The organism is Nonomuraea sp. NPDC001699, from assembly GCF_053596455.1.
This window is the reverse complement of record NZ_JBSFGF010000017.1, coordinates 27871-53632: the sequence shown is the minus strand read 5'-3', so window position 1 is coordinate 53632 and position 25762 is coordinate 27871. Positions and strand designations below refer to the sequence as shown.

Sequence of the window (25762 nt, the reverse complement as noted above, 5' to 3'; positions counted from 1 at the left end):
GCTCGGAAGGCTTCGGATGGGGCCGACAGTAGGCACATCGGGTGGGCAAAGCATCGGGAAATCTACGTATGGGTCATGAAGCTTTCCGTGCGGCGAAACTTTCTCGGCCGGTTCACGCAGCTCTTCTCGCTGGTCATCGGAGAGCGTGGACGAAAGTTTCTGTGATGGATTGACATGTTTCGGGATGGTCATCACACTCGCCATCGAGCTTCCCCCCTCCGCCCGGCCGCTTTGGAGGCAGACCATGATCCGGAAGTTGCTCGTCCTGGGCGCCGCGTGCACGCTCGCCGCGGGCCTCGTGCTGACCTGGACCACCACCCCCTCGAAAGCCGCCGACTGCGGCGGCGGCTACGTCGGCCTCACCTACGACGACGGCCCCAACCCCGCCACCACCTCCAACCTGCTCAACGCGCTGACCTCCAACGGCCTGCGGGCCACGATGTTCAACGTCGGTCAGAACGCCCAGAACAACCAGGCCCTGGTCCGGGCCCAGCAGAACGCGGGCATGTGGATCGGCAACCACAGCTGGACCCACCCGCACCTGACCCAGCTGGGCGCCGCCCAGATCCAGTCCGAGCTGCAACGCACCCAGCAGGCGATCCAGCAGGCCACGGGCGCCGCGCCGAAGCTGTTCCGGCCGCCGTACGGGGAGACCAACGCCACCCTCCGGTCGGTCGAGCAGCAACTCGGCCTGACCGAGGTCATCTGGGACGTCGACTCCCAGGACTGGAACGGCGCGAGCACCGCCCAGATCGTCCAGGCAGCGGGCCGGTTGCAGAACGGCCAGGTCATCCTCATGCACGACAACTACGCGACGACGATCGCCGCCGTCCCGCAGATCGCCGCGAACCTGCGTGCCCGCAACATGTGCGCGGGCATGATCTCGCCGGCGACCGGCCGGGCCGTCGCGCCCGACGGGAGCGGCCCGACCACGCCGCCCTCGTCCCCGCCGCCCGGCGGCGGCACCTGCACGGCGACCGTCTCTGCGGGCCAGCAGTGGAGCGACCGGTTCAACCTGTCGGTCACGGTCTCCGGCACGAACTCCTGGATCGTCACCGTGACCGTGCGCAGCCCGCAGAAGATCATCGCCACCTGGAACGGCACCCCGACCTGGGACGGCACGGGCAACGTCATGACGATGCGGCCGAACGGCAGCGGGAACACCTTCGGGTTCACCGTCCAGCACAACGGCAACTGGACCTGGCCCTCGGTCTCCTGCCGGGTGGGGTGAGGGCGGTCCCGGTATGGAATGCTCTCCGCCATGCTGATAAGGAACGGGACAATTGACGACATTTCCCCGATCGTGGCGTTGCACGTGGAGAGCTGGCGTACGGCCTACGCGGGCATCATGCCCGACGCCTTCCTGAACGGCCCCCTGGACGACGACCGGCTGGCCCTGTGGCGGGAACGGCTGGACGCGCCGGTGCCGGGGGCGGGCCTGTTCGTCGGCCATGACGACGACGGGGACCTGCTCGGGTTCGTCTACCTGCTCCCGGCCCCGGATGGCCGCGTCCTGCTCGACAACCTGCACGTGCGGCCGGGGAGCACGGGCTCGGGCGCCGGGTCGCGGCTGCTGCGCCGTGGCCTGGCCTGGGTGGCGGAGGAGCACCCCGGCCGGGAGGTCTACCTGGAGGTGCTGAGCGCGAACACGCGGGCCGTCGCCTTCTACGAACGACACGGCGCACGCCGCACCGACGAGCGGATGTGCCGTTTCGAGCAGGGGTTCGAGCTGCCCGAGTACGAGTACGCCTGGCGGGTGAACTGACCGGCCCGTGCCTCGCCGGGTAGGGTCAGGTGAGGGCGTCGCGGGTCCAGGAGCCCAGGACCAGCAGGGACTTGGTGCCCGTGACGTTGCCGGCTCTGCGCAGCCGGTCGATGACCAGCTGGAGGTGTCCCAGGTCCCGTACCCGTACGTGGATGAGGGCGTCGGGGTCGCCGGCGATGGTGAAGACGGCCTGCACCTCCGGCACGTCGGTCGCCGTGCGGACGATCTCGGCCACCGGCGTGGTGCCCGGGTACCGCAGCTCGGTGAACGCCTCGATGCCCCATCCGAGCTTGGCGTAGTCGATCTGGACGGTGAACCCCGTGATCACCCCGATCTCCCTGAGCCGGTCGACCCGCCGCTTGACCGCCGCCACCGACAGACCGACCTGCTCGGCCATCTCGGAGAAGGTCCTCCTGCCGTCCTCGCGCAGCAGCCGGAGCACGTGGTGGTCGATGTCGTCGATGTCCGGCATGTGAGAATCCTCCCTGGTGACGCAAAGATCTTCTGTGTCAGAATCGCCCAGCTCACATTATTTGCGTCTTCTTCGTGGTTTCGCGTCTGATACTTGCGCACAGTAGCTCTCCGTTGCTGTGCTGGGGAACCCACATACGCATTGCCCGCCAGGAGGTTCGCGTGAGCGTGAACAGCGCGACCGTGTCGCTCGACGACAAGTACGCCGCGCCCGACGGCCGGGTGCTGATCTCCGGCATCCAGGCCCTCGTCCGGCTGACCCTCGAACAGCGGCGCCTGGACCGGGAACGCGGCCTGGACACCAGGGCCTTCGTCTCCGGCTACCAGGGCTCCCCGCTGGGCGGCGTCGACCTGGAGATGGCCCGCGCCGCCCGGTTCCTGGACGAGGCCGGCGTCGTCTTCCGTCCGGGCCTCAACGAGGAGCTGGCCGCGACGGCCGTGGCCGGCACGCAGCTCCTCGGCCAGGTCCCCGGCCGCAGCCACGACGGCGTCACCGCCTTCTGGTACGGCAAGAACCCCGGCCTCGACCGCGCCGCCGACGCCATCAGGCACGGCAACATGGCCGGCACCGCCGCGCTCGGCGGCGCGGTGGCCTGGATCGGCGACGACCCCGGCTGCAAGTCCTCCACGGTGCCCAGCTCGTGCGAGCCGATGTGTCAGAGCCTGTCGATGCCGCTGCTCGCGCCCGGCTCGGTCGCCGAGATCATCGAGTTCGGCCTGCACGCGGTCGCCCTCTCCCGCGCCACCGGCCTCTGGACGGGCCTGAAGATCGTCGCCGACATCGCCGACGCCTCGGCCACCGTCGACCTGGGCGCGCTGCGCGACGGCATCCCCTTCCCCGACCACGCCGACCGCGGCAAGTCGCCGATCCTGGTCGGCCCGTCCGCCCTGGACGCCGAGTACGACCTGCTCACCCGCAGGCTGGAGCTGGCCCGCGACTACGCCCGCGTGAACGGGCTCAACCGCGTCATGCGCGACGCGCCCCGCGCCACGCTGGGCATCCTGGCCTCCGGCACCACGTACGCGGTGGTCCTGCGCGCCCTGGCCGACCTCGGCCTGGACGAGAGCGCCACCGAGGACCTCGGCCTGCGCCTGATCCGGCTCGGCATGCCGTTCCCGCTGGCCGCGGCCGACCTGGCCGCCATGACCTCCGACCTCGACCGGGTGCTGGTGGTCGAGGACAAGGTGCCGTTCCTCGAAGGGCACCTCAAGCAGGCCCTGTACGGCGGCGAGCGCGCGCCGGTCGTGTCGGGCCGGGACCTGCTGACCGCCCGCGGCACCCTGGGCGCCGAGGACGTCGCCAAGGCGCTGGTCAGCTGCCTCGGCCCCGACCGGCTCCCGCGCGGTAGCGTCCGCCTGACGCCGCCCCCGTCCGCCGCGCGCCGCCTGCTGCCGGTGGTCGCCGCGCGCACGCCGTACTTCTGCTCGGGCTGCCCGCACAACTCCTCCACCCGCACCGCCGACGACACGCTGGTCGGCGTCGGCATCGGCTGCCACGCCATGATCGCCCTCGACGGGCACGGCCGCGGCACCCAGATCGGCATCACCCAGATGGGCGGCGAGGGCGCCCAGTGGATCGGGCTCGCGCCGTTCACCCGGGACCGGCATTTCGTGCAGAACCTCGGCGACGGCACCTTCCACCACTCCGGCTCCCTGGCGGTGCGGGCCGCGGTGGCGGCCGGGGTGACGATGACGTACAAACTGCTCTACAACGACGCCGTCGCCATGACCGGCGGCCAGCGCGCCGAAGGGCGGCTCGACGTGCCCGCGCTGACGCGGTCGCTGGCCGAGGAGGGCGTGCGCCGGATCGTGATCACCACGCCCGAGCCGGAGACGTACCGCGGGGTGCGGCTCGGGCCGATCGTGTCGGTGCGGCACCGCGACGACCTCGCCGACGTCGAGCGGGAGCTGGCCGCGCTCGACGGCGTGACCGTCCTGCTGCACGACGACAAGTGCGCGGCCGAGGAACGGCGGCTGCGCAAGCGCGGCAAGCTGCCCACCCCGACGGCGAAGGTCGTGGTCAACGAGCGCGTCTGCGAGGGCTGCGGCGACTGCGGCGACGTCTCCACGTGCCTGTCCGTCCAGCCCGTCGAGACCGAGTACGGCCGCAAGACCCGCATCCACCAGCCGTCGTGCAACTCCGACCTGAGCTGCCTCAAGGGCGACTGCCCGTCGTTCCTGCTGGTCGAGCCGGGCACCAGGGCGCCGCGCGAGCTGCCGCCGCTGCCCGTGCCGCTGCCCGATCCGGTCGTCAGGCTCGACGGCGACGCCGAGACGCTGATCCGGATGCCCGGAATCGGCGGCACCGGGGTCGTCACGGTCTCGCAGATCCTCCAGATGGCCGCCCACCTCGACGGCCTGCACGCCGCCGGCATCGAGCAGACCGGCCTCGCGCAGAAGGGCGGCCCGGTCGTCAGCGACGTGCGCATCGCCAAGCGGCCGGTGGACGGCTCGGTGCGGGCCTCGCGCGGCACGGCCGACGTGCTGCTCGGGTTCGACCTGCTCGGGGCCGCCGCCGACGCCAACCTCGCCGTCGCCGCGCCCGGCCGTACGGTCGCCGTGGTGAACACCTCAGTCGTGCCCACCGCCGCCATGGTCACCGGACGGGTCGCCCTGCCCGGCTCCTCCGCCGACGCCGTGGTCAGGCTGGAGTCGGCCACGGAGGGTGGGGACAACCTCTACCTTGACGCCCACGAGCTGGCCGAAGCGCTGTTCGGCGACCACATGCCGGCCAACATGCTGCTGGTCGGGGCGGCGTACCAGCACGGCTGCCTGCCCGTCTCGGCCGCGTCGGTCGAGGCGGCGATCAGGCTCAACAAGGCCGCCGTCGAGCAGAACCTCGCGGCCTTCCGCTGGGGCCGGGCCGCCGTCGCCGACCGCGAGGCGGTACGCCGGGCCGCGCTCGCCGAACCCGCCGAGCGGCCCGCGCCCGGCCTGGAGGAGACGCTGGCCCTGCGGGTGACGGACCTGACCGGCTACCAGAACGCGACCTACGCCCGTACGTACGAGACCGAGGTCAGGCGCGTGATCGCCGAGGCGGCCGGGCGTGCGGGGGAGGAGGCCGGCGCGCGCGTCGGGCTCGCCTACGCCCGCTCCCTGCACAAGCTCATGGCCTACAAGGACGAGTACGAGGTCGCCCGCCTGCACCTCGACCCCGACGAGCAGGCCAGGCGCGAACGCGAGTACGGCGCCGACGCGGTCGTGTCCGTGCTGCTGCACCCGCCGCTGCTGCGTGCGATGGGCATGAAGCGCAAGATCCGGCTGCGCCGCAGCGCGCCGACGCTGTTCCGCGGCCTGCGTGCCGCACGCGTGCTGCGCGGGACCGCCTTCGACGTGTTCGGCCAGGCCGGGGTCCGCCGGGTCGAACGGGAACTGATCACCGAATATCGTGATCTCATGCGCGCCGCCCTCGCCCGGCTGACCCCCGGCACGATCGACGCCGTCGCCGAGATCGCCGGCCTTCCCGAGTCGATCCGCGGGTACGAGGACATCAAGCTCGCCCGCGTCGCCGAGTTCCGTGAGCGGGCGGCGACCGCCCTGGCCCGCCTCGCCGAAGCCGCACCCAAGGAGTCGTCGTGACCGTTGACCGCCTGCTCCCCGACCAGGACGCCAAGGACCTGATCGAGCTGACCCGGGACATCGCCGACAAGGAGCTCGCGCGCCGGGTCGACGAGCACGAGCGCGCGGAGACGTACCCCGAGGGGCTGTTCGCCACGCTCGGCGCCGCCGGGCTGCTCGGCCTGCCCTACCCCGAGGAGTTCGGCGGCGGCGGGCAGCCGTACGAGGTGTACCTCCAGGTGATCGAGGAACTGGCGGCACGCTGGGCGGCGGTCGCGGTGGCGACGAGCGTGCACACGCTGGCCTGCTTCCCCGTGGCCGCGTACGGCACCGCCGAGCAGCGCGAACGCTGGCTCCCCGACATGCTGGCCGGACGGATCGTCGGCGGCTACAGCCTGTCGGAGCCGCAGGCGGGCTCGGACGCCGGCGCGCTCACCTGCCGCGCCGAGCGCACCGAGAGCGGCGACTACCGCATCACCGGCAACAAGGCGTGGATCACCCACGGCGGCATCGCCGACTTCTACGCCCTGTTCGCCCGTACCGGCGAGCGCATCTCCTGCTTCGTCGCGCCCGGCGCGGCCGAGGGCCTGACGTTCGGCCGTCCCGAGGAGAAGATGGGCCTGCACGCCGTGCCCACCACCAGCGCCCACTGGGACGGCGCCGTCATCGACGGCGACCGGCTGATCGGCGAGGAGGGCCAGGGCCTGCAGATCGCCTTCAGCGCCCTCGACTCCGGCCGGCTCGGCATCGCCGCCTGCGCCGTCGGCCTCGCCCAGGCCGCCCTGGACGAGGCCGTCGCCTACGCCAAGGAACGACAGACGTTCGGCAAGCGCATCATCGACCACCAGGGCCTCGGCTTCCTGCTCGCCGACATGGCGGCGGGCGTGGACAGCGCACGGGCCACGTACCTGGACGCGGCCCGCCGCCGCGACGCCGGCCTCGACTACAGCAGGCAGGCCAGCGTGGCCAAACTGGTCGCCACGGACACCGCCATGAAGGTCACGACGGACGCGGTCCAGGTTTTCGGCGGCTACGGCTACACCAGGGAATTCCGGGTGGAGCGCTACATGCGCGAAGCCAAAATCATGCAGATCTTCGAGGGTACGAACCAGATCCAGCGCCTGGTCATCAGCCGCTCGTTGGCCAAGTAGCCTCCGACCTGCGATAACCCCTGCCTTCCGGTCCTGGAAGGCAGGGTTCGCTGTCTTGTGTTCGAGGCTCAAATGGTCCCGCTGTAGGTCCGGGAGCTGATGTGGCGGTCATCCGTCCAGCGGAAGAGCAGGTTGTGGGTGCGGGGCTTGCCATCCAGCCTCTCCCAGGGCAGGGAACAGCCCAGCGGACGGTAGACCGAGACGTGCCGATCGGACGGCCTCTGCCGTCCTATCGGGCAGCGGTACGACGCGCTCCCGGTCGTGCGGCCACACCCTGGACGTGGTATGACGTCGAGTTAAAGCGACTACTCGCAATCGAGAGGAGAATTTCGCTGCTCTCTTCGCGTATAGGAATAAAGCGGGCACTTTCTCCCATGGGCCGGATCAGGGCGGTACGGCCGGAGGCATTCTTCTCGGACTCCGTAATCCCAATCCTTATGGGCGTTGAGTCTGTATCGCGACCCGCTGGATGGCATCGGCGCGCAGATGGAGGGCGTGGTCAGTGCCTGGGTCGAGGAGAAGGTGGCATCTGCCGGGGAGCTGGGTAAGTAGATCGTCCCCTTTCGTGCGGAACCAGGCCCGATGCTCGGTGAACCCGGCCAGAGCAGCGAGTGAGCTGAAGATCGGGATGATGCTGCGGCCGGTCACTTCTCTGGCAAAGAAGCCGGGTGCGGATGGAGCCTCGCAGAAGACTGGTGAGAGGCGGAAGACCTCGTGGAGGGCCACGCCGTCCAGCCTTCCGTCGGCAAATCGCTTCGCTGCTTCCACCAGTGTCACGGGGCTTTTGGACCGAACTTCTGCTGGAACGATGCGATCACCTTCTCCGCCTGCGCCTGACTGATTTCCACAAGATCTCCGACTGCATTGCCCACTTCCCAGTGCTTGATCTCGCGTGTTGGATGCCATTGGAGGTCCCGGTGTAGGGCTTCGTCAACCTGGGTGCCGTTTTCCAGCACGCGTCGGCGTGCGAGCCCGCCAGGGCTTTCCGGGCTGTCGGGGCCGTCCAGAAGGACCATCGCGTAGTACTGCACATGTTCGTTCATCTAGGTGGGTTGACCTTCGTGAAGGAGGGGATGTCGCGTGCGCCTGGCGGCACCGGAACCGCGGAGAACACCTCCTCCTGATACCTTTCCCAGCGCGTAATCTCTTCAGGTGGAGTCGTCGGGTCCTCAATCTTCTCATAAGCGTCGTGTGTCGACTGCTTGGCCTGCCAGCTGCTGGGGGTGTGGAATTGCACCTCGAACAGTTGGCCGCTCTTCGGATCCCGCCACCTCGTATTGATACCCTTATAGCTTCCCGGGTTGCTCCAGGAAGGCTTCTGCAGGATCAGCTCGTAACCTTGCTGCTCCAGCAGTTGTCTCGCACGTGTCACCCCAGAGGTGTAGCGGTCATCAGAAAGGCTGAAGGTATACCTGATGCCGTCAGGGATGCTTCCTAACAGCTTGTCCAGCGGCAGATCAGGGCGCTCGGCGACCTGCTTGGCCAGCTTCTCTTTGAAACGATCCTCACTCTTCAGTACGAATTCCGGATAGCCTTCCATCTTCGCGCCCAACTCCCCTGCGTTCATCCGCATGTTGGCCGACACGTCCTGCTCGGCCTGCCGTAATCCGGAGAACACCTCAGTCACTCGGCGGTTGACCTCAGGCTCGAGCCGCAGGCCCTTCCATTCCCAACCTCCGTCAGCGGTGATCTTTGCTGCTGCCTTGCCCGCTCCAGCCACTTTGTCCAAAGCGCGGGAGGCTTGGTCGACTGCACGGGCCCCCTTTACAGCACCCGAGGCCGCGCCACTCGAACCCGCCGACGCCGCCGCCATGAGCATGTCCGGCACCAGCCGACCGAAGGCCCTGTCGGGGTTGGTGGCCCACGTGTCCCAGTCCAGCAGCGCCTTACCCAACTCGATCGGGTGTTGGGCTCCATGCGCCAGGCCGCTGCCCAGGTCTTCAAGGTCTTGTGCCCAGCCCGCTGGATCCACGACAAGCCGGACGGTGGAATATGCGGAGGCCATGTCCACCAGACCACCTACGGCCTCCACTGCACCCTTGGCCATCTCCGCTGCCGAGAAGCCCGAGTTCTGATTGAGGTCAAGAGCGCTTTGGAACATCTGTCCCAACCTGTCCCCAACATCACCCATGAGCGGCAGCGGCTTGCCGGGGGCAAAGGTCTCGGCGTCGACCGTTATGGCCCTTCCCCCTTGGAAGAGGTCCGGCCGTACCTGCTCCATCCGCTCCAACAGCAGCACGCGCTGATTGATCCCGGGGACTTGCCGGCCTGCCCACCCGGCTGCTTGCCGTACAGCATGTGCGGGGGTAACCGACAACCCAGCTTCCAGCAGGAGCCCCCACAACCCCTCCGCTGCTGCCTCCAGCGACGACTCGGCCCGGCGCAGCCTCCCCATCAGAGCCCTGACCCCGTCAGGCACCATGCCCTCTAAGCCGCTCATGGCCTACTGTGGTGCATCGGCCGGAGTGCGGGCCAGGAGCATACGTAGCTCACTGATCGCCGCAGTGAACGCCCCCATGACGGCCTGACGCTGCCCGGCCAGTTCCTGGCCGAACTGATCCGCAGCTGGTCCCGTCCAGACACTCTGCGACATGAGTGCCACAGCGCCATCGAGATCAGCCCTCGCCTGCTCCGCCAGCGCCTCGGCGCCTCGTAGCGCCTGCTCCAGTTGCTCTCGTGTCATACACGACTCCCTCGCAAGCCGGACAACAATTGCACAATCACTCGAAGCATCAGGCAACCGAAGTGTCGGAATTGGTCTATCTAGAACACCCTGCTCAGTCCAGTGATCTGGCAGGGCAGCGGACATGGCTCATCCACAGGGCTGGCCTTGCTTGCTGAGCCACGGCCAGCCGCACGGCGAAACCGGCGGGAATGTCTTGCTCCGCAAGAAGCGCGCCAGAAATGAGCCCCCGGTCAAGCCGGGGCCGAAAGCGGGTTGATCAGGACTACCCGTCCAACACGTCGTTGAGCTTGGTATTCATCTGCCCTGTTGACCATCCATGCACTTGGCATAGCCCCGACGCAGAACATCGACGCTGTGGCCGGCCCGCTTGGCGGGCCTTCTCTTGCTCGAACGGCGAGGCTTCTCCTCCGGGGCGTCGGCCATCACGCAGCGCTCCCACGCCGCGCGGTGACCGGCTCGACAAGTCCCGCCGAAATGAACGCCTCAAGGGCCGCCGTACCCGGCCCTCTGCCGCCCGCCGGTCGGGACTTAGCGTATGGCGGCTGACTGACGATCATCTCTGCGGAGGCTCGAAGTCGACGAGGTATTCCGCGCTGATCGCACGCAGCTTGCTCCCTGCGGCAAGGGTCTCGTTGAGACTCAGAGTGGTTGAGTCGACCTCAACAAGCCGGCGCCCGACCCTGGCGAACAGCACCATTCTGCCGTTCGCCTCCTTCTTGGACAGCCATCGATCCGCCGCCAGCCGCTCGCAGGACTCAGAGCCCCTTTCCCACGCCGTACACGCCTTGCGTGGATCCCCGCTGCTGCTGATACGGACGAATACGTCGGGCTCGCTCTGTCGGTCCTTGGCGTAGTCGAGCGCCAGGACGTCGTCGGCGATGGTCCATACGTTGACCAGTGTGCGCCCCGGGACTACGTCAGGCACCGCCAGGGGAAGGGACTCGTTGTAAGAGGCGATCAAGTCTTTGCGCAGTTGCTGTTTCCGAGCCTCCGTTCGCTGTTGATGGATCGTCGTCGTCGTGATCACGCACGCGCACACGACCACGGCCGCGATGACCCGGGGTATCAGCGACGCCGTACTCGCCAATCCGGCGGCGCTCGCATAACTCGCCATGGCCAGGACGGTGAATCCGAGCAAGGCCAGATGGGGACGGGGGCTCGGCACGGCCAGATCCACCGCGTTCTTCAACATCAACAACAACAAGGGCGCTAGCAACGCGCTGCGGATCGGATGCGCAATCCTCAGCATCCTGGCAAGCAGCCATCCGACGGGAACGACCAGCAATACGCCCACAGCCACCAAGGGCATGACCGTGTACGTCTCTATGTCCTCCTCGTACAACCGCGACACCGGATACCCGAGCCCGAGGCCTACCACCAGCCCAACAGCAGCGCCCCGGACAAGATCCTTCCCCATGGGCCCACGATGCCATCCACCGGTGTAGGGCACACACCGAACCACTCAAATAGTGCTTATCAACGGCAGACGGGATGGTCAGGCGGGCGAAGGTGTGCGCGTCCGCGCGGGGTTCTCAAGCCGTGGCCCGATGGGGCGGCAAACCAGGGGAACAGCGGGAGGTCACGGAGAACGCGATCAGTGCCGTGAGCTGCGTCTTCGCAGGTCAGGCCTGATCAGGATTCGTCTTTGCAGGCAAGATGCCGGGAGTTCGTATCTCCTTGGCTCCACTCGAGGTCAAACGCCACTACCCGTGATCGGGAAGTGGCCTTGGCGATCTTGCGCAGCTGCCAGGTACAGCTACGGCATCAGCTGTTCTCCAGGCGCTCGCTTTACTGCTGGGGGATGGGGAAGCCGTAGCGCTGCGAGATCTCATTGAGTGCCTCGATACATGCCGAGTGCGTGAACTCGCGGTCCGCCTCCTCGTGCCTGATCTTCACGCTTGCGTACGGCCTGTGCGGACACGGACCCCGCCTCAAAGTCATCTCATGCCAATCGCAGAGGCCCTTGCGCCCCTTCGTGTCTGGGTTGTGATTCTGCGGCTCGAAGGGCTTCGCCCAAATGACGATGTCTGCCATGACGCCGATCTTATGAGCTGTGAGTAACGGCGACGTTGCGATCCGTTGACATGGGCGCCATCCCAAGCCAGCCAAGGCCGTCCCAGAGGGGAACGGCCTTCGTGATTGAGCCTGTTGCCCCATACGTTCCAACTGATCGAGTTGTTCTCCAAGGGAGAGGTCCTGTCCGGCCTGCTCCCGGTGAGCGACGGCCGATCACGGAGTACGGGGCCGACAGCTTCTGGCTGGGCCGTCGCGCTCGCCGTGCGTGAGAGGCGCGGGGGTTGCGCCAGTATTACCGCATGGACCATCAGAAACTTCGCGAATCGGTCAGTCGGGCCTGGGCGACGGACGTCCTGTCCAGCCTCTCCGCATTGATCGAGATTCCGGCCGTGTCGTCCGCCTACGACGCCGCCTGGGAGGAGCACGGTCATCTGCTGGCCGCCGTCGAGCACGTGCGGGACTGGGTGGCGTCGCGGGGCCTGCCCGACGCGCGGTGCGACGTCGTGCGGCTCGACGGCCGTGCCCCGCTCCTGTTCGTGGACGTGCCCGCGACGCCGGGCGCGGCGGCGACCGGGACCGTCCTGCTGTACGGGCACCTCGACAAGCAGCCGCCGCTGGGTGACTGGTCGGAGGGCCTGGGCCCGTGGCAGGCGGTGATCCGCGACGACCGGCTCTACGGCCGCGGTGCCGCCGACGACGGGTACTCGGGCTACGCCGCCACGACCGCGCTGGAGGCCGTACGCGGGGCAGGCGGCGAACACGCGCGGGCGGTCCTGCTTCTGGAGACTGGCGAGGAGTCCGGCAGCCCGGACCTGCCCGCGTACCTGGAGCATCTCGCCGACCGGCTCGGCGAGGTGTCGCTGGTGGTCTGCCTGGACGCGGGCGGCGGAGACTACGAGCGGCTGTGGCTGACGTCCAGCCTGCGCGGCGCGGTGCAGGCGACCGTCACGGTGCGCGTCCTCGAGACGGGCATCCACTCCGGGCTCGGGAGCGGCATCGTGCCGAGCTCGTTCCGCGTCATGCGCCGGCTGCTCGATCGGGTGGAGGACTCGGAGACCGGTGAGGTCAAGGTGGCCGAGATGGTGGTGCCCATCCCGGAGGAACGGCGGGCGGAGGCGGCGGCGCTCGTCGCGCTCCATCCGGAGGTCGCCGTGCCCCGGTTGCCGCTGCTGCCGGAGACGAGGCGCGTGTCCGACGATGACGTCGAGCTCGTCCTCAACAACACCTGGCGGCCGACCCTGTCCGTGACCGGCGCCGGCGGGCTTCCGGACCCCGCGGTGGCGGGCGCCGTGCTGCGGCCCTGGACCTCCTTCCGGCTGAGCTTCCGCCTGCCGCCCTCGGCCGATGCCGAGGCGGCGCGGGCCGCGCTGGAGAAGATCCTCACGACCGACGTGCCGTACGGGGCGCAGGTCGAGGTCGGCGACTTCATGGTCCTGAACGGCTGGCACGCGCCGGCGCCGGCCCCATGGCTGGCCTCGGCGTTGCGGCAGGTCGGTGATCGCGTGTTCGGGAAGCCGTGCCAGAACATGGGCATCGGCGGCGGGATCCCCTTCATGGAGATGCTCGGCAGGCGGTACCCGCAGGCGCAGTTCGTCGTCACGGGCGCGCTCGGTGCGGACTCGAACGTGCACGTGCCGGACGAATGGCTGCACATCCCGTTCGCCGTACAGGTGACCGAAGCGGTCGCGCACCTCCTCGACGCGCACGCACACGCCGGTGGGCATGCCTGACCCGATCCGTCATGACGCCTGAACGGTGGCATCCAGGCCGACATCCCGTCCGGCTCGGCGTGCCGAGCCGGGTCAGCTTCACCAGTCTCCGACGAGGACGATGCCAACGCCAACGGTGCCAAGGCGTCGAGCGAAGTCTTCGATGCCGTCACCTTGCGGAATCATGCCCCAAAGAAAGGGGAAGCTCGGATCGGATGCTGAGGCGGTTCGCCCAGGACTGTGGCCAGCTCGTCCTTTGTAACAGTGAGGGCGAATCCCGTGCCTGGTTGCCCCGAGTTCCATCCTTGCTCGACGGCTCGCCGGATGCATTCGACGACGAGAGCAGGACGGATCGCGATCGCTCGCTCTCCTAGCCAGTTGTCCGGCCGGGCGTAGGGGAGTGACACCATGAGAACGGCTCCCGGCTCCTCGGCTCGCTCGACTGCGAAGCTGAGGGGTGACCAGGCCATGCCCTCGTCGTAGGTCGGCTTGTGGCGCACGCGCCAGCGGAAGGCGGTGCCGTCGACGGTGATGAGCCGTGAGCCCTTCTTCGGCATCGCCACAGCCGCCTCCAAGCTCTGCTCTTGTTCCGTCGCTGTTCCGTGGGGGATGGCGCAGTGCTCTGAGGGGCGCGGCACCAGAGGTCACGAGTCGGGGGCGCCGTGTACGACGGCGTGTGCCACCCGGCTGAAGTCTGACAGGGCGGGGTGTCGGGAATTGGGGGCCCACGCGAGAAACACCGGCACCGCGGGTGCGTCGGTCAGGGGAATGTAGACGATCTCGGCGTGCGGATGCAGGCGGGTGCTCGATGCCGGGGTGATGCCCACACCGTTGTTCGCGGCGATGTTGCTCTGCCAGTCATCGACCGAGCCGACCTCCGCGGCGACGCTCGGCCGCGCCTCGGCGTTCCACAGTTCGGGTGTCGTCGTGCCTCCGTTGCGGTGCACGATCAGGCCTTCTCCGGCGAGTTCAACGAGCCGGAGTTCGCGACGGCGGGACAGACGGTGCTCCACGGAGACCGCCGCCACCCGCTCCTCGCTGTAGAGCAGCTCGCTGCGATATCCGGGCCGCGGTTGCGGGCCGCGCAGCACGCTGATGTCTATCCAGCCGCCCGCCATCCCCGCGTAGGGATCGTCCAGCCGGCACAGCTCAAGCGGCTGTTCCGGCCGCAAGGTGCGCCAGCGGCGCAGTACGGCCGAGGTGTGATCGCCGAAGGCTGACCACGCGTGCCCGACGCGCAGCGGCCGCGCGCCGCCGAAGGGCCGCTCCACGGCTTCGGTGAACGAGGCCATCGCGGCAGCGGCCTTGATCCGGAAGGTTTCGCCTTCGGGGGTCAAAGCGACACCGTGGGCGGAGCGCACGAGCAGCGCCGCGCCGACATGGCTTTCGAGCTGGGCCAGGGTGCGCGAGACCGCGGGCTGCGCCAGTCGCAGACGACGGGCTGCGGCGGTGATGCTGCCCTCCTCGACGGCTGCCAGGAAGGTCTCCAGATGCCGGATGTCCAGCCCCATAACCACGGAGCATACCCCATCGCTAATCGGCATTTCCGGGATATCCATGCGCCTCGCTACCTTTGCCCGAGTACCTCTATTCATCGGTCTCTCTTGCCGAGGATTTTCTCGATGCCCCGAAAGAATTCGTCATTCATTGTTCTCGCTCCGGCTGCTTTTGTGCTCATGTGGGCGAGCGGGCCCGTCGCCGTCGAAACGGGATTGTCGTACAGCTCGGTGCCCACCTTCCTGCTTCTGCGCGCACTTGGTTCCGCGGTGTTGGCGTGGACCATCTGGTTGTTCGTGCGCGACAGGTTGCCTCGTACCGGCCCGGAATGGACGCGGACCGTTCTCGTGGCAGTGCTTCTGCAAACGGCCTATCAAGGTTTCTTCTTCGTCGCCGTCGGCGCCGGAATACCCGCCGGCATCATCGCCGTCGTGCTGGGGACACAGCCGATCTTCACCACGCTGCTCACCCGTCCGGGTCATGACCGCCGATTCCGGATGGGGCTGCTGATCGGTCTCCTCGGTGTCATACTGACGGTTGGTCCGGCTTTCGGTTCGACGTCCCGGGCCAGTGAGACCGGTACGCTTTCGGGATTCCTTTTCGCCTTTCTCACATTAGGGGCCATCACCGTCGCCACCATCGTCCAAGGCCGATCCGTGGGCGTGGGCACCTGGGCGGCACTGGCGATTCAATGCACCATCAGTTCGGCGGCGTTCGCCGTGATCACGGCATGTACGGGTGGGCTGCACCTGACCAGCCATCCGGCCTTCTTCCTCGCGCTCGGCTGGATGATCGTGGTCGTTTCGGTCGGCGCAGCCGCATTGTTGTACTTGATGGTCGCGGCCGGTGAAGTCGCCCGGGTGACCAGCCTGTTCTACTGCGTGCCACCCGTCACCGCACTGCTGGATCTGCTGTTCTCCGGTACGGTGCTGACCGCCGTCGAGTTCGTCGGGATCGGCCTGGTCGTGGTCGCTGTCGCCCTTGTCCCGCCGACGGCGCGGCAGGGCCGTCGAAGCGACCTCGGCGACCGCGCCCGTGACCTTCCTGCGTCAAGCACCGTGAGGAGCGTCCAGCACGATGGGACCGAGGTCGGCGGCGGTCCGGGCCAGGGCCCGGATGGCCGGGTTGTCGATGCCGGACGGCCAGATCAGGGCGAACTGAAGAGCGGGAGCGTCGGTGAGGGGCACGAAGACGATGCCGGGAGGGCGGTTGTAGCGGGCGGCGATCTCGCCCAACGGGTGGACGCAGTGCCCGGCGGCGACCAGAGCGAGGATCTCGTGGAAGGTACGCGCGATGGGCCCCCGGGGGACCCGACGGCCGAGCGGCGTACGAAACGGAACCATTGACGCGACCCAGTAGTCAGGTGCACGAGGCCCGAGGTCGATGACGTGGTTGTCGGCGAGATCCTCCAGGGAGGCGCTGCCGCGTTCGGCGAGCGGATGGCCCTCGGCCACTGCCAGCACCCGGCCGCTGGTGAGCACGGTGGGCCCGACGGAGAGGTCCGGTTCGGCCACGGGCAACCACAGCACGTGCCCGTCGGCCTCCCCGGCCCGCAGCGCGGCGAACGGGTCGCCGCCGGTGACCTCGCTGAACTGCACGTCGCCGCCGGGGTGACGGGCGCGGAAGGCGTCCACGAGAGGCTGTAGCTCGTGCCCGGCGTGGCCGAACACGCCCAATCGGAGGGTGCGGCCCGTGCCCTGACCTGCCGCCTGGGCGCGGGCCAGGCCCTCCCGCAGCAGGTCGTAGGCCTGCTGCAGATCCTCGCGGAGCCGTCGGCCGATCGGGGTCAGCGCCACGCGCCGGCTGGTGCGGTCGAACAGCGCCGCGCCGATCTGTCGTTCTTGCTTGCTGATCGCCTGGCTGACACGCGCCTGGGACACGTGAAGCCGTTCGGCGGTGCGGCCGAAGTGCAGCTCTTCGGCGAGCGTCAGGAAGATCTCGATGTCCCGTAACTCCATGAATAACCCCCATGTTATGAATCGCCCCACGAACCTTACATTGATCGGCCTCTGACCTGCGCTGATGATGAACACGTCACCACCTGGAAGGTGGCGAAGCACCTCAGGAACACATCGACAAGGCAGGGATTCCGATGAGCGACATGCAGGCCGTCGCCGACCGCGTCGAGATCGAGGCGCTGCGCGGCGAGCTCACCGACGCGGTGATGATGCGCGACTACGACCGCCTCGCCTCGCTGTTCGTCCCCGACGCCGCCATGCGCTGGCCGCACATCGGCAAGGAGTTCCTCGGCAGGGAGCAGATCCGCGAAGGGGTCAGGTGGGGCCAGGGACTCTGGGAGTTCTTCGTGCAGAACGTTCACCCCGGCATCATCCGGATCGACGGCGACACCGCGACCGGCCGGGCCTACATCCAGGAGTTCGGACGCATGCGCGACGGCAGCTCGCACCTGAACTTCGCCCTCTACCACGACCGCTACCAGCGCACCCGCGAAGGGTGGAGGTTCGCTGAGCGCGTCTACGAGGTCAGGTACCTCGACTCCACGCCGCTGCCGGGCTCGCCGCTCAACGCCTGATCCCCCGACGCATCCAGGAGAGACCAGCATGACGACCACCTTCGTGCTCAGCGACCTGACCGGCGACTACACCCTCGACCTGGCCCGCACTCGGATCGGCTTCGTCGCCCGGCACACGATCGGCCCCGAGGTCCGCGGACGGTTCGACGACTTCGAGGGGCACGCACGTCTGGACGGCGGCGACCCGGCCAGGTCGGCCGTCCAGCTCACCGTCCAGAGCGCGAGCATCCAGAGCGGCAACCCGAAGCGCGACGAGTACCTGCGGGACAAGTACCTGAACCTCGCCGAGCACCCGGCCATCACCTTCACCTCAAGTGAGGTGCGGCAGATCGGCGCGACCGCCTTCGAACTCACCGGGGACCTGACCATCCGCGGCGTGCGCAACCCGATCACCGTGAACCTCGAACTGACGTCCGCCGAGCACGACCCGTCGGGCGACCTCCGGCTCCAGCTCAAGGGCGGCGCCACGATCAACCGCAAGGACTGGGGCGTGCACTGGTCCGCCGCCGCCGGCCTGGTGGCCGGGAAAGTGACGCTGGAGTTCGACGTGGCGGCACTCAGAAGGCCCTGACCGGCCCGGCCCCGAGAAGAGAAAGAGAGATCGATCATGATCCTGGTCACCGGCGCCTCAGGAAACGTCGGCGCCGACATCGTCCACCAGCTCCTGGAAGCGGGGGAGCAGGTCCGCGTGCTCACCCGTGACCCCACCCGCCACCCGTTCCCCGATGAGGTCGAGGTGGTGGTCGGTGACCTGACCCGGCCGGACACGCTTCCCGCGGCGCTGACGGGAATCGACCGGGCCTTCCTGTTCCCCCTCCACGACGCCGTCGACGGCTTCCTGGAGGCGGCCAGGCAGGTCGAGCTGCGGCAGGTCGTCCTGCTGTCGTCGGCGGCCGTCACCTACGCCACGCCCGGGCTGATCGGCGAGAAGCATCTGCGGCTCGAACGGGCCGTCGCCGCCTCCAGGGTGCCGTGGACCTTCATCCGTCCCGACTATTTCATGACCAACGACCTCGGCTGGGCTCGGCAGCTCGCCGAAGGGGAGGTCGTACGCGGCGTCCACGGCAACGCGGCAGTACCCGCGATCGATCCCCGTGACATCGCCGCGGTCGTCGTCCGAGCCCTGCTCGACGCACGGGTCGGTGAGGCGTACCTCCTGACCGGACCGCAGTCGCTGACCCAGATCGACCGCGTGCGGATCATCGCGGAGACGGTGGGCCGGCCGGTGCGCTTCGAGGAGGTGCCGCGCGAGCAGGCCCGGCGGCAGCTGGTCGGCAGCGGCATGCCCCCGCAGGTGGCCGACGCCTACCTCGATGGGCTCGCCGCGCTGGACGGCAGGACCGCCGAGACGTCGCCGACCGTCGAGGACGTCACCGGACGGCCGCCGTTCACCTACGCCCAATGGGTCGCCCACCGCGCGGCGGCGTTCAGCCTGACCTGAGCGTGAAGCGGGCCAAGGAGCACTTCGGTCGGCTGGACGTCATCGTCAACAACGCGGGCTACGGCCTGTCCGGCGCTGTGGAGGAGCTGACCGAGCCGCAACTGCGCGACCCGCTCTACGACGGCCTTCGCGACGACGCCCCATCCGGCCGGCTGACCAGCGCCGGGGGCGGCAGTGACAGGCGGCGCAGCCGGTTGAGCTTGACGTCCGGCGGCCGCCGCTCACGGCTTCAGCGTGAGCCGCTTTCTCGACGTACCCGGGAACACGACGACCAGGTGTTCCTCTCCCGTCTCGCCGATCCGCACGTAGACACGGAGACGGTAGCCGCCCTTGCCCGCGATCGCCAGGTTCGGCATCGGGGCGCCCGCGCCCACCTCGCCCTCCCCCTTCTCGGGCACGGTGAGCCGGCCGCTGAGGCTGACGATCGGCACCTCGTCGACCTGATCCCAGCCGGCGGTGCGCCGTGGCGGCGCGGTACGGAGTGCCTTGACCGTGAGACACAGATCAGAGACGTCCTCGACATGCCCGATGAGCGCCGCGCTGCGAGACACCCCGATGCCGGCGCTGTCGTCGTAGCTCCTGTCCGTCGCCTGTTCCGCCGCCACTTCGGCGGCTTCGTCCGCGGGGTCGTGGACCAGGTAGCCGGGATCGCCGTCGACGAACAGGAAATAGTTGGCCGTGGCCTGGACGACCCCCTTCGTCCGGGGCCACGGATCGCGGCATTTCGCGTTCTCCTTGGCGATGTAGGCGTCGTGCGCCGCCTTGGTCTCCGCGGTCGACCGCAGCAGTTCGGGATTGGTCGCGCCGACGATCTCCGGGCAGACGTAGACGAGGTCCCACGGGGACGCGCCCGAGGCGGGCCGCGCGCTCCCGGCCCGCTTCAGGATCACCTCCTGCTCGTCACGGTCTCTGGCGCGGCACAGCGCCCGCCCGTACGCGAGGATCGCCTGGTCCGACAGGTTGTCCGGGAACATGGGCGGGATCCCGGCAGTTGTGCTGCGCGCCAGGCACAGGAACGCGGCGTCGCGTTCCGCGGGTTCGAGGTCGCCGAAGCTGGGCCGGTCGTAGCAGCCCGGCGACGTGCCGGTGTGGGTGGCGGTGTAGGTGCGGTACGCGTTCTGCTCCGGGTGGATCGCCGCGATGATCGGCAGCACGACCACGGCCGCCACCGCGACGCGGACCGCCCGCCGCCGCGCGGGCGGAAGATCCGCCAGGCGGTCGTCGGTGGGCAGTTCACGGGCGGTCGCGGCGAGCCACACGAGGCTGACGAGCCCCACCGCGTCCATCACGACGGCCGTCGCCAGACTGCCGCCGAAGACCTCCGCGAAGAGCAGGCTGAGCGGGATCACCAACGCCCAGACGCCCACCGATGACCACCCGGCGATCAGCGTGCCGCGGCTCCACCGTCCGTCGCGCCACTGCCCGAGGACCGTGATGACGGTCGCCGCCGCTCCGCTCAGCATCAAGACCGGTCCGACGATCCCGCCCGAGCCGAGCTCCGAGAGGTCGAGCTCGTCGAGCAGTTCGTTGGCCATCCCGGTCAGATCGACCGCGAACACCGCCCCGGCCGCCGTGCGCAGCGCCCAGGACCGCCAGCGGATGACGAGCAGGTACAGGACGTCGATCGAGGTCCACAGCGCGAGCCGGAACGCCGCGCCGACCACGTCGGGGAGCAGCGCGATCGCGACCCACAGCACGAGCATGTACGCCACCGCCAGACACAGCAGCAGGCGCAGCACCTTCGCCCGGCCGTCCAGCGGGCCCGGTGCGGGGGCACGCAGGATCAGCCACAGGAGCACGGCCTTCACCGGGGCCGCCGCGAGCAGCGTCACCGTCGTCAGGGTGTCGAACCCGTTGGGCGCGTAGAACCTCAGCTGAGCCGGTGGCGACCATTCGACGGCCACCCAGAGCCAGGAGTCGCCGATCATCAGTCCCGCGACCGTCGCCGCAAGGACCAGACCTACCAATCCGATCCTGATAATTCGCCATAAACCGTCCGGCTGCACGGGACGCGATCTTAACGCGGCATCGCCGTCGCCCGGTCTTCCGTGATGTAGGCGGTGGCGTCAGCTGATGGTCAGGGGGGCGCCTTCGGGGAATTCGCCTGCTTGTCGCAGGACCTTCAAGGTCCGGGGTCGTGGCGGGTGGGGAGGTCGTGCTGGGCGAAGATGTCGATCAGGGCGCGGACCGGCATGCCGGCCTCCGTCGGGTAGCGGAAGCCGCGGTCGAGGTTGAGGCTGTAGTGGTTGCGGCGGCCCACGCGCTCGCGGTTGAGGTAGCCGCCCTCGTGCAGGTCGGAGACGATGCCCTGGACGGCCCGCTCGGTGATGCCGATGCGGGCGGCGATGTCGCGCAGCCGGGTCTCGGGATCTCTGGCGATCTCCATCAGGACGCGTGCGTGGTGGGTGAGGAAGGTCCAGGTGGAGGGGCGGTCGTCGGGCACGCTGGCTGCTCACTTCACGGTCGGCTGCCGGGCAGGCTCAGAGGAGTTCGATCACTCACCACCATATAACGAACTCTCTTTCCGGTAATCAGCTTCAGTTCTCGGCCGGGCGGGCGCTACGGGGCGTCGTGGCCGGGGTGGTCGAGGCCGGACGCGAGCTGGCCGATGGCCGTGTCGATCTGCCGCGCGAGCAGGGCCGTGTCCGGCGGCCGGGCGGAGGCCGCGGTCTGCCGGAGCCACTGGTCCAGGACGACGCGGAGCGCCGTCAACGCGGCGGACGCGCACAGGAGGGGATAACCGGTGTCGCCGGGCCGTCCGGGGGCGGGGTGGCCGATGTGCTCGGCGATCGCCTCGGCCAGGGCCTGCTCCTGCGCGGCCAGTACGGCCAGTTGCTGGGGCACCAGCGTGGGCGCCGCCCGTACGAGCTGCAAGGCCCGGACGTGGTCGCGGCCGGCGGCGTCGCTCTCGTTCATGACGGCCAGCACGGCCTCGCGGAAGGCCCGCAGGACCGGCTCGGTGCGCGGCCGGGCCCTGAACCGGGCGATGAGCTCCTGGGCGGCGGCGGCCAGCGAGGCCACGACCGCCTCCTCCTTGCTGGAGAAGTAGTTGAAGAAGGTGCGCAACGCGATGTCGGCCTCGTCGGCGATCTGCTCGACGGTCACGTTCGCGACGCCGTGGCGCAGGGAGAGCCGGAGCGCCGCCTCGCGGAGGGCGGCGCGGGTGGCCTGCTTCTTGCGTTCGCGGCGGCCGACGGCCGGCGACGCGGGCTCCCCGCCGCCCGATGCGAGCTGAACCACCCCGGCCTCCTTCACCACGGTCCCCATTATGGGGTCCGGCCCGGTCAGGACCAGGTGACGGGCAGGGAGTGCACGCCGAAGATCAGCATCTCGTTGCGCACCGGCACCTGCTCGGCCGATACGGCCAGCCGCAGGCCGGGCAGCCGCGTGATCAGCTCTTTGAGCCCGATGCGCATCTCGACCCGGGCGAGCTGCTGGCCCAGGCACTGGTGCACGCCGTGCCCGAAGGCCAGGTGCGGGACGCGGGCGCGGTTGACGTCGAACCGGTCGGCGTCGGGCCAGTGGCGGGGGTCGCGGTTGACCTCCGGTGTGGCGATCACGACCGTCGAACCGGCCGGGAGGTCGGCGCCGCCCAGCGTGACGGGCTCGGTCGTGACCCGGCTGACGCCGAGCTGGATGATGCTCAGGAAGCGCAGCAGCTCCTCGACCGCGTTGTCGACGAGGGAGGGGTCCTCCCGCAGGGCGGCGAGCTGGTCGGGATGCTCCAGCAGGGCGAACGCGCCCAGGCCCAGCATGTTGGCGGTGGTCTCGTGGCCGGCGCCGAGCAGGACGAGGGCGACGTCCACGAGCTGGGCGTCGGTCAGCGGCGGGTCGGCCTCGTGGACGAGCCCCGACAGCAGGTCGTCGGCCGGTTCGGCACGCTTGGCGGCCACCAGGCGCTGCATGAACGCGTAGAGCTCGGCGCCCGCGACGGCCCGCTCCTCGGCGGTGGAGTTGGCGTTCAGCCCTACGGAGGTGCGTTCCTGGAACTCGGCGCGGTCGGCGTAGTCGACGCCGAGCAGCTCGCAGATGACCAGGGAGGGCAGCGGCAGCGCGAACGCCGGCACCAGGTCGGCCCGCGGGCCGGCCGCCCGCATCGCCTCGATGTGCTCGACCGCGATCTCGGTGACCCGCGACTCCAGCTCCCGCATGCGACGGACGGTGAACTGGCCGGTCAGCAGCCGGCGGATGCGCGTGTGCTCGGGCGGGTCCATGAACACGAAGAAGCCGTCCTCGCGGCTCTCGACCGGCGGGCCCGGCTGGAGGGTGCCGGCCGCCTGCTCGGCCACCTCGTGCGGCTGCAACGACGTGGCCTCGCGGTGGCGGACCCGGTCGGCGCTGAAGCGGGCGTCCGACAGGACGGTGCGGGCCTCGTCGAAGCCGGTGACCAGCCACGCCTGGGCGCCGTTGAGCAGCCGCACCGGCTGGACCGGGTCCTGGCCGCGGCGCTCCCGCAGGCCCGGCGGCGGGTCGAACGGGCAGCGGCCGCGCTCGACCAGGTCGGCGGGCAGGATCCGGCGCATCGCCGTGGGGCCGGCGCCCGGGGAGTCGTCGGTCAGGCTGGTGTCGCTCATCGGCACGTCCTGTTCTCTCGGAGGCGGCCGTTCCACCCTACAAAGATGCACGACGCGCATCAATGCACGCCGTGCACGGCGACCCGGACGCGGATCAAGGTGTGGACGCGGGCCCACGGGGCAAAGGCACGCATCCAACAGACACGACGGCCCGGGAGGACAGCGATGACCCGACAGCCCGCACGAGCACCGGTTGCGGGGACGGCGTGAGCGGTAAGGGTTCGCAGGAGGCCACCTACGCGGCGCTGGCCGCCAACCTGGGGATCGCCGTCACCAAGTTCGTGGCGTTCTTCTTCACCGGCTCGTCCTCGATGCTCGCCGAGGGCATCCATTCCTTCGCCGACTCCGGCAACCAGGGGTTGCTGCTGCTCGGCCAGTCCCGCGCCAAACGCGGGCCCACCCCGGACCACCCCTTCGGCTACGGGCGCGAGCGGTACTTCTACGCCTTCCTGGTCTCGGTGGTGCTGTTCTTCGGCGGCGGCCTGTTCGCCCTGTACGAGGGCTACGAGAAGATCAGCGACCCGAAGCCCCTGGAGAGCTGGCCATGGGCGATCGGCGTGCTGGTGGGCGCGATCGTCATGGAAGGGCTGTCCCTGCGCACGGCGGTGCGCAACGCCGACCAGGCCCGCCGCGGCCGGTCGTGGACGCGTTACATCCGCGAGGCCAAGGCCCCCGAGCTGCCCGTGGTCCTGCTGGAGGACACCGCCGCGCTGACCGGGCTGGCCTTCGCCCTCATCGGGGTCACGCTCGCGCTGGTCACCGGCAACCCGGTCTACGACGGCATCGGCTCGATCGCCATCGGCGTGCTCCTGATCATCGTGGCCATCACGCTGGCCACCGAGACCAAGAGCATGATCATCGGTGAGTCGGCGTCCCCGGAGGTCCAGCGGGCCATCGAGGAGGCCCTGCGCGAGGACGACGCCGTCGCCTCCTTCACCCGCCTGCGCACCCTGCACCTGGGCCCGGAGGAGCTGCTGGTGGCCGCCCGCGTCACCGTCGCCGAGCAGGGGGACGCGGTGGCCGAGGCGCTGGCCGAGACCGAGCGGCGCATCCGCGAACGGGTCCCGATGTCCACGGTCGTCTACCTTCAGCCCGAGTCCTGACCCGCGGCCGTCCACCGCCGGACCCACGCGCGGCCGTAGTCGTTGCCGTGCGGCGTGCGCAGCACGGTGTGGACGTGGAACGGCTTCGGCGTGTCGTAGTCGAGGAAGACTCCGCAGTGGTGGTCGAGCTCGGCGACGATCACCGGTGACTGCAGCCGGTAGTAGAAGACGTCGCCGGGCGTGTGGCCGCCGATCCAGCAGAACCAGGTCTCGTCCAGGTGCGCGGCGATCTCCCGCAGCCGGGCGGCGCGCGGGCCGGGCGGGAGCAGGCCGGCGAACGACTCGGCGACGGCCAGCGCGTGCTCCCTCGCCGCCGCGGGCATGGCGGCGACCCGAATCCCTTCGTACGGGATCACGCGGTTGTCCTGGAACGCCCCGGCCAGATGACGTTCGTCCCCGGGGTGCACGCGTCCCTCGGGCATCGCCGGATCGACCATGCGCTCGTACACGACGGCCTGCCTGCGCTGCTCCTCGGGCAGGGCGGCCATCAGCCGCAGGCCGAGGGCGACCCGGTCGGCGAACAGGTCGCGCAGGCCGGCGTGCGGACCGGCGTCGATCTCGTCCGGCTCGGCGCCGAGGAACACCGGCGACAGCGCCATGCGGCCCTCGACGACCAGGCAGTTCAGGGCGCAGTGGTGGCCGTAGAGCTGCCAGCCCCAGGGGGCCCGCAGGTCGGGGGTGCCGTAGAGGGCGAGGTTGTAGCTGAACTCGTTGAGCACGGTCTCCAGGCCGACGATCTCGCCGAGGAAGCCGTTGACCCGCATCACCGCGCGGACGAGCCGGTGACCCTCGGGCGAGAGCGAGGCGCCCACCAGGGCCAGCGCCTTCTCCCTGACGACCGGCGGCCGCAGGTCCAGCCGCAGGCCGGTGTCGAACTGCATGAACTCGGGGTTGGCCCAGGTCTGCCACTCCACGGCGTCGACCTCGTACGAGAGGCGTTCGCGGCCCTCGTCGTCGAGGCAGGCCAGCAGGTCGCGGGCGGCCGACACCATGGCGGCGACCGGGGCCTCCTCGCCGGGCGCGGCCGGTGTCAACGGGTGCAGGCCGTCCCTCAAGGCGCCGTCCTCGGTGACGCCGCGGAAGTCGTTCCCGTACAGCGGGGTCCAGCCCTCGATCAGGCCGCCGGTGAACGTGCCCGGCGTCCTGGCCAGCTCGCGGTAGGCGTAGGGGTCGAGGCCGCGGACGCCGGCCAGCCGCGGGTGGTCGTGCGGGAACAGGTACTGGCGGTACTCGCCGGGCATGCGGGCCCCTTCGGTCT

Annotated in this window: 23 protein-coding genes and 1 pseudogene; 10 read left to right on the top strand and 14 right to left on the bottom strand. The window is 69.5% G+C overall.

The genetic code is table 11. From position 1 onward, the window contains the following. Window positions 1-244 precede the first annotated feature (244 nt). Window positions 245-1231, top strand: a complete 987-nt coding sequence (locus tag ACWCSU_RS37020) for a polysaccharide deacetylase family protein (protein WP_449941408.1) — start codon at window positions 245-247, stop codon at window positions 1229-1231. A 30-nt stretch (window positions 1232-1261) separates the two neighbouring features. Further along, entirely contained in the window at window positions 1262-1765 is a 504-nt protein-coding gene (locus ACWCSU_RS37015; protein ID WP_449941406.1) for an N-acetyltransferase family protein, read from the top strand. 25 nt (window positions 1766-1790) lie between these two features. Here the strand turns inward: ACWCSU_RS37015 and ACWCSU_RS37010 are convergent, their stop codons facing one another. After that, on the bottom strand, window positions 1791-2237 hold the full coding sequence (locus ACWCSU_RS37010; protein WP_357693846.1) for an Lrp/AsnC family transcriptional regulator: 447 nt from the start codon (window positions 2235-2237) through the stop codon (window positions 1791-1793). Between the two features lie 74 nt (window positions 2238-2311). Here ACWCSU_RS37010 and ACWCSU_RS37005 point away from each other — a divergent pair, with 74 nt between their 5' ends. Next, on the top strand, window positions 2312-5815 hold the full coding sequence (locus ACWCSU_RS37005) for an indolepyruvate ferredoxin oxidoreductase family protein (protein ID WP_449941405.1): 3504 nt from the start codon (window positions 2312-2314) through the stop codon (window positions 5813-5815). Then, on the top strand, window positions 5812-6945 hold the full coding sequence (locus ACWCSU_RS37000) for an acyl-CoA dehydrogenase family protein (RefSeq protein WP_357693842.1): 1134 nt from the start codon (window positions 5812-5814) through the stop codon (window positions 6943-6945). The genes ACWCSU_RS37005 and ACWCSU_RS37000 overlap by 4 nt, the downstream gene beginning before the upstream one ends. Before the next feature lie 435 nt (window positions 6946-7380). Here ACWCSU_RS37000 and ACWCSU_RS36995 read toward each other — a convergent pair whose 3' ends face one another. The 5 genes from ACWCSU_RS36995 to ACWCSU_RS36975 all read right to left on the bottom strand — a co-directional run bounded on the left by ACWCSU_RS36995 (window position 7381) and on the right by ACWCSU_RS36975 (window position 11048). Beyond that, window positions 7381-7722 carry an SseB family protein gene (locus ACWCSU_RS36995; protein WP_449941402.1) on the bottom strand — a complete coding sequence of 114 codons (342 nt, stop codon included), beginning with the start codon at window positions 7720-7722 and terminating at the stop codon, window positions 7381-7383. Then, complete coding sequence (locus ACWCSU_RS36990) at window positions 7719-7988, bottom strand: hypothetical protein (RefSeq protein WP_357693840.1); 270 nt, start codon at window positions 7986-7988, stop codon at window positions 7719-7721. The genes ACWCSU_RS36995 and ACWCSU_RS36990 overlap by 4 nt, the downstream gene beginning before the upstream one ends. Next, complete coding sequence (locus ACWCSU_RS36985) at window positions 7985-9184, bottom strand: hypothetical protein (protein WP_449941400.1); 1200 nt, start codon at window positions 9182-9184, stop codon at window positions 7985-7987. The genes ACWCSU_RS36990 and ACWCSU_RS36985 overlap by 4 nt, the downstream gene beginning before the upstream one ends. A gap of 204 nt (window positions 9185-9388) precedes the next feature. Next, a complete protein-coding gene (locus tag ACWCSU_RS36980) occupies window positions 9389-9628 on the bottom strand; it encodes a hypothetical protein (RefSeq protein WP_364086981.1) in 240 nt (79 codons plus the stop codon). 556 nt (window positions 9629-10184) lie between these two features. Next, window positions 10185-11048 (bottom strand): hypothetical protein, encoded by an 864-nt coding sequence (locus tag ACWCSU_RS36975; RefSeq protein ID WP_449941397.1) that lies wholly within the window; start codon window positions 11046-11048, stop codon window positions 10185-10187. 970 nt (window positions 11049-12018) lie between these two features. Between ACWCSU_RS36975 and ACWCSU_RS36970 the strand changes: the two genes are divergently transcribed. Beyond that, window positions 12019-13377 (top strand): M20/M25/M40 family metallo-hydrolase, encoded by a 1359-nt coding sequence (locus tag ACWCSU_RS36970; RefSeq protein WP_449941394.1) that lies wholly within the window; start codon window positions 12019-12021, stop codon window positions 13375-13377. A gap of 161 nt (window positions 13378-13538) precedes the next feature. On the opposite strand, the gene ACWCSU_RS36965 is transcribed toward ACWCSU_RS36970, so the two are convergent. Together ACWCSU_RS36965 and ACWCSU_RS36960 are read right to left on the bottom strand one after the other, a co-directional pair. Then, window positions 13539-13919: a hypothetical protein gene (locus ACWCSU_RS36965; RefSeq protein WP_449941392.1), complete on the bottom strand. Its 381-nt coding sequence runs from the start codon at window positions 13917-13919 to the stop codon at window positions 13539-13541. An 81-nt stretch (window positions 13920-14000) separates the two neighbouring features. Continuing rightward, window positions 14001-14867: a LysR family transcriptional regulator gene (locus tag ACWCSU_RS36960; RefSeq protein WP_449941390.1), complete on the bottom strand. Its 867-nt coding sequence runs from the start codon at window positions 14865-14867 to the stop codon at window positions 14001-14003. Between ACWCSU_RS36960 and ACWCSU_RS36955 the strand changes: the two are divergent. Beyond that, window positions 14847-15377, top strand: a pseudogene (locus ACWCSU_RS36955) (EamA family transporter); the annotation flags it as partial. The gene ACWCSU_RS36960 and the pseudogene ACWCSU_RS36955 sit on opposite strands and share 21 nt — an antisense overlap. A 525-nt stretch (window positions 15378-15902) precedes the next feature. Here ACWCSU_RS36955 and ACWCSU_RS36950 read toward each other — a convergent pair. Further along, entirely contained in the window at window positions 15903-16811 is a 909-nt protein-coding gene (locus tag ACWCSU_RS36950; RefSeq protein ID WP_449941387.1) for a LysR family transcriptional regulator, read from the bottom strand. 134 nt (window positions 16812-16945) lie between these two features. On the opposite strand from ACWCSU_RS36950, the gene ACWCSU_RS36945 reads away from it, so the two are divergent. From ACWCSU_RS36945 to ACWCSU_RS36935, 3 genes are read left to right on the top strand one after another with little or no spacing between them, the layout of a single operon-like run. Then, window positions 16946-17386: a nuclear transport factor 2 family protein gene (locus ACWCSU_RS36945; protein WP_397042624.1), complete on the top strand. Its 441-nt coding sequence runs from the start codon at window positions 16946-16948 to the stop codon at window positions 17384-17386. 28 nt (window positions 17387-17414) lie between these two features. After that, the gene (locus ACWCSU_RS36940) at window positions 17415-17957 is read left to right on the top strand and encodes a YceI family protein (protein WP_364086997.1); all 543 of its coding nucleotides are present in this window, start codon (window positions 17415-17417) and stop codon (window positions 17955-17957) included. A 36-nt stretch (window positions 17958-17993) separates the two neighbouring features. After that, complete coding sequence (locus tag ACWCSU_RS36935; protein ID WP_449941384.1) at window positions 17994-18827, top strand: NAD(P)H-binding protein; 834 nt, start codon at window positions 17994-17996, stop codon at window positions 18825-18827. A 221-nt stretch (window positions 18828-19048) separates the two neighbouring features. Here the strand turns inward: ACWCSU_RS36935 and ACWCSU_RS36930 are convergent, their stop codons facing one another. The 4 genes from ACWCSU_RS36930 to ACWCSU_RS36915 form a co-directional block, all read right to left on the bottom strand. Next, window positions 19049-20833, bottom strand: a complete 1785-nt coding sequence (locus ACWCSU_RS36930) for a hypothetical protein (RefSeq protein ID WP_449941381.1) — start codon at window positions 20831-20833, stop codon at window positions 19049-19051. 116 nt (window positions 20834-20949) lie between these two features. Beyond that, on the bottom strand, window positions 20950-21270 hold the full coding sequence (locus ACWCSU_RS36925; RefSeq protein WP_357693814.1) for a helix-turn-helix transcriptional regulator: 321 nt from the start codon (window positions 21268-21270) through the stop codon (window positions 20950-20952). Between the two features lie 116 nt (window positions 21271-21386). Further along, window positions 21387-22067 (bottom strand): TetR/AcrR family transcriptional regulator, encoded by a 681-nt coding sequence (locus ACWCSU_RS36920; RefSeq protein WP_364087007.1) that lies wholly within the window; start codon window positions 22065-22067, stop codon window positions 21387-21389. Between the two features lie 44 nt (window positions 22068-22111). Beyond that, complete coding sequence (locus tag ACWCSU_RS36915) at window positions 22112-23401, bottom strand: cytochrome P450 (RefSeq protein ID WP_449941378.1); 1290 nt, start codon at window positions 23399-23401, stop codon at window positions 22112-22114. A 206-nt stretch (window positions 23402-23607) separates the two neighbouring features. Between ACWCSU_RS36915 and ACWCSU_RS36910 the strand changes: the two genes are divergently transcribed. Continuing rightward, the gene (locus tag ACWCSU_RS36910; RefSeq protein ID WP_397042614.1) at window positions 23608-24504 is read left to right on the top strand and encodes a cation diffusion facilitator family transporter; all 897 of its coding nucleotides are present in this window, start codon (window positions 23608-23610) and stop codon (window positions 24502-24504) included. Here the strand turns inward: ACWCSU_RS36910 and ACWCSU_RS36905 are convergent. Next, window positions 24489-25745 carry a DUF3500 domain-containing protein gene (locus ACWCSU_RS36905; protein WP_449941375.1) on the bottom strand — a complete coding sequence of 419 codons (1257 nt, stop codon included), beginning with the start codon at window positions 25743-25745 and terminating at the stop codon, window positions 24489-24491. The two genes, ACWCSU_RS36910 and ACWCSU_RS36905, sit on opposite strands and share 16 nt — an antisense overlap. Window positions 25746-25762: the final 17 nt, after the last annotated feature.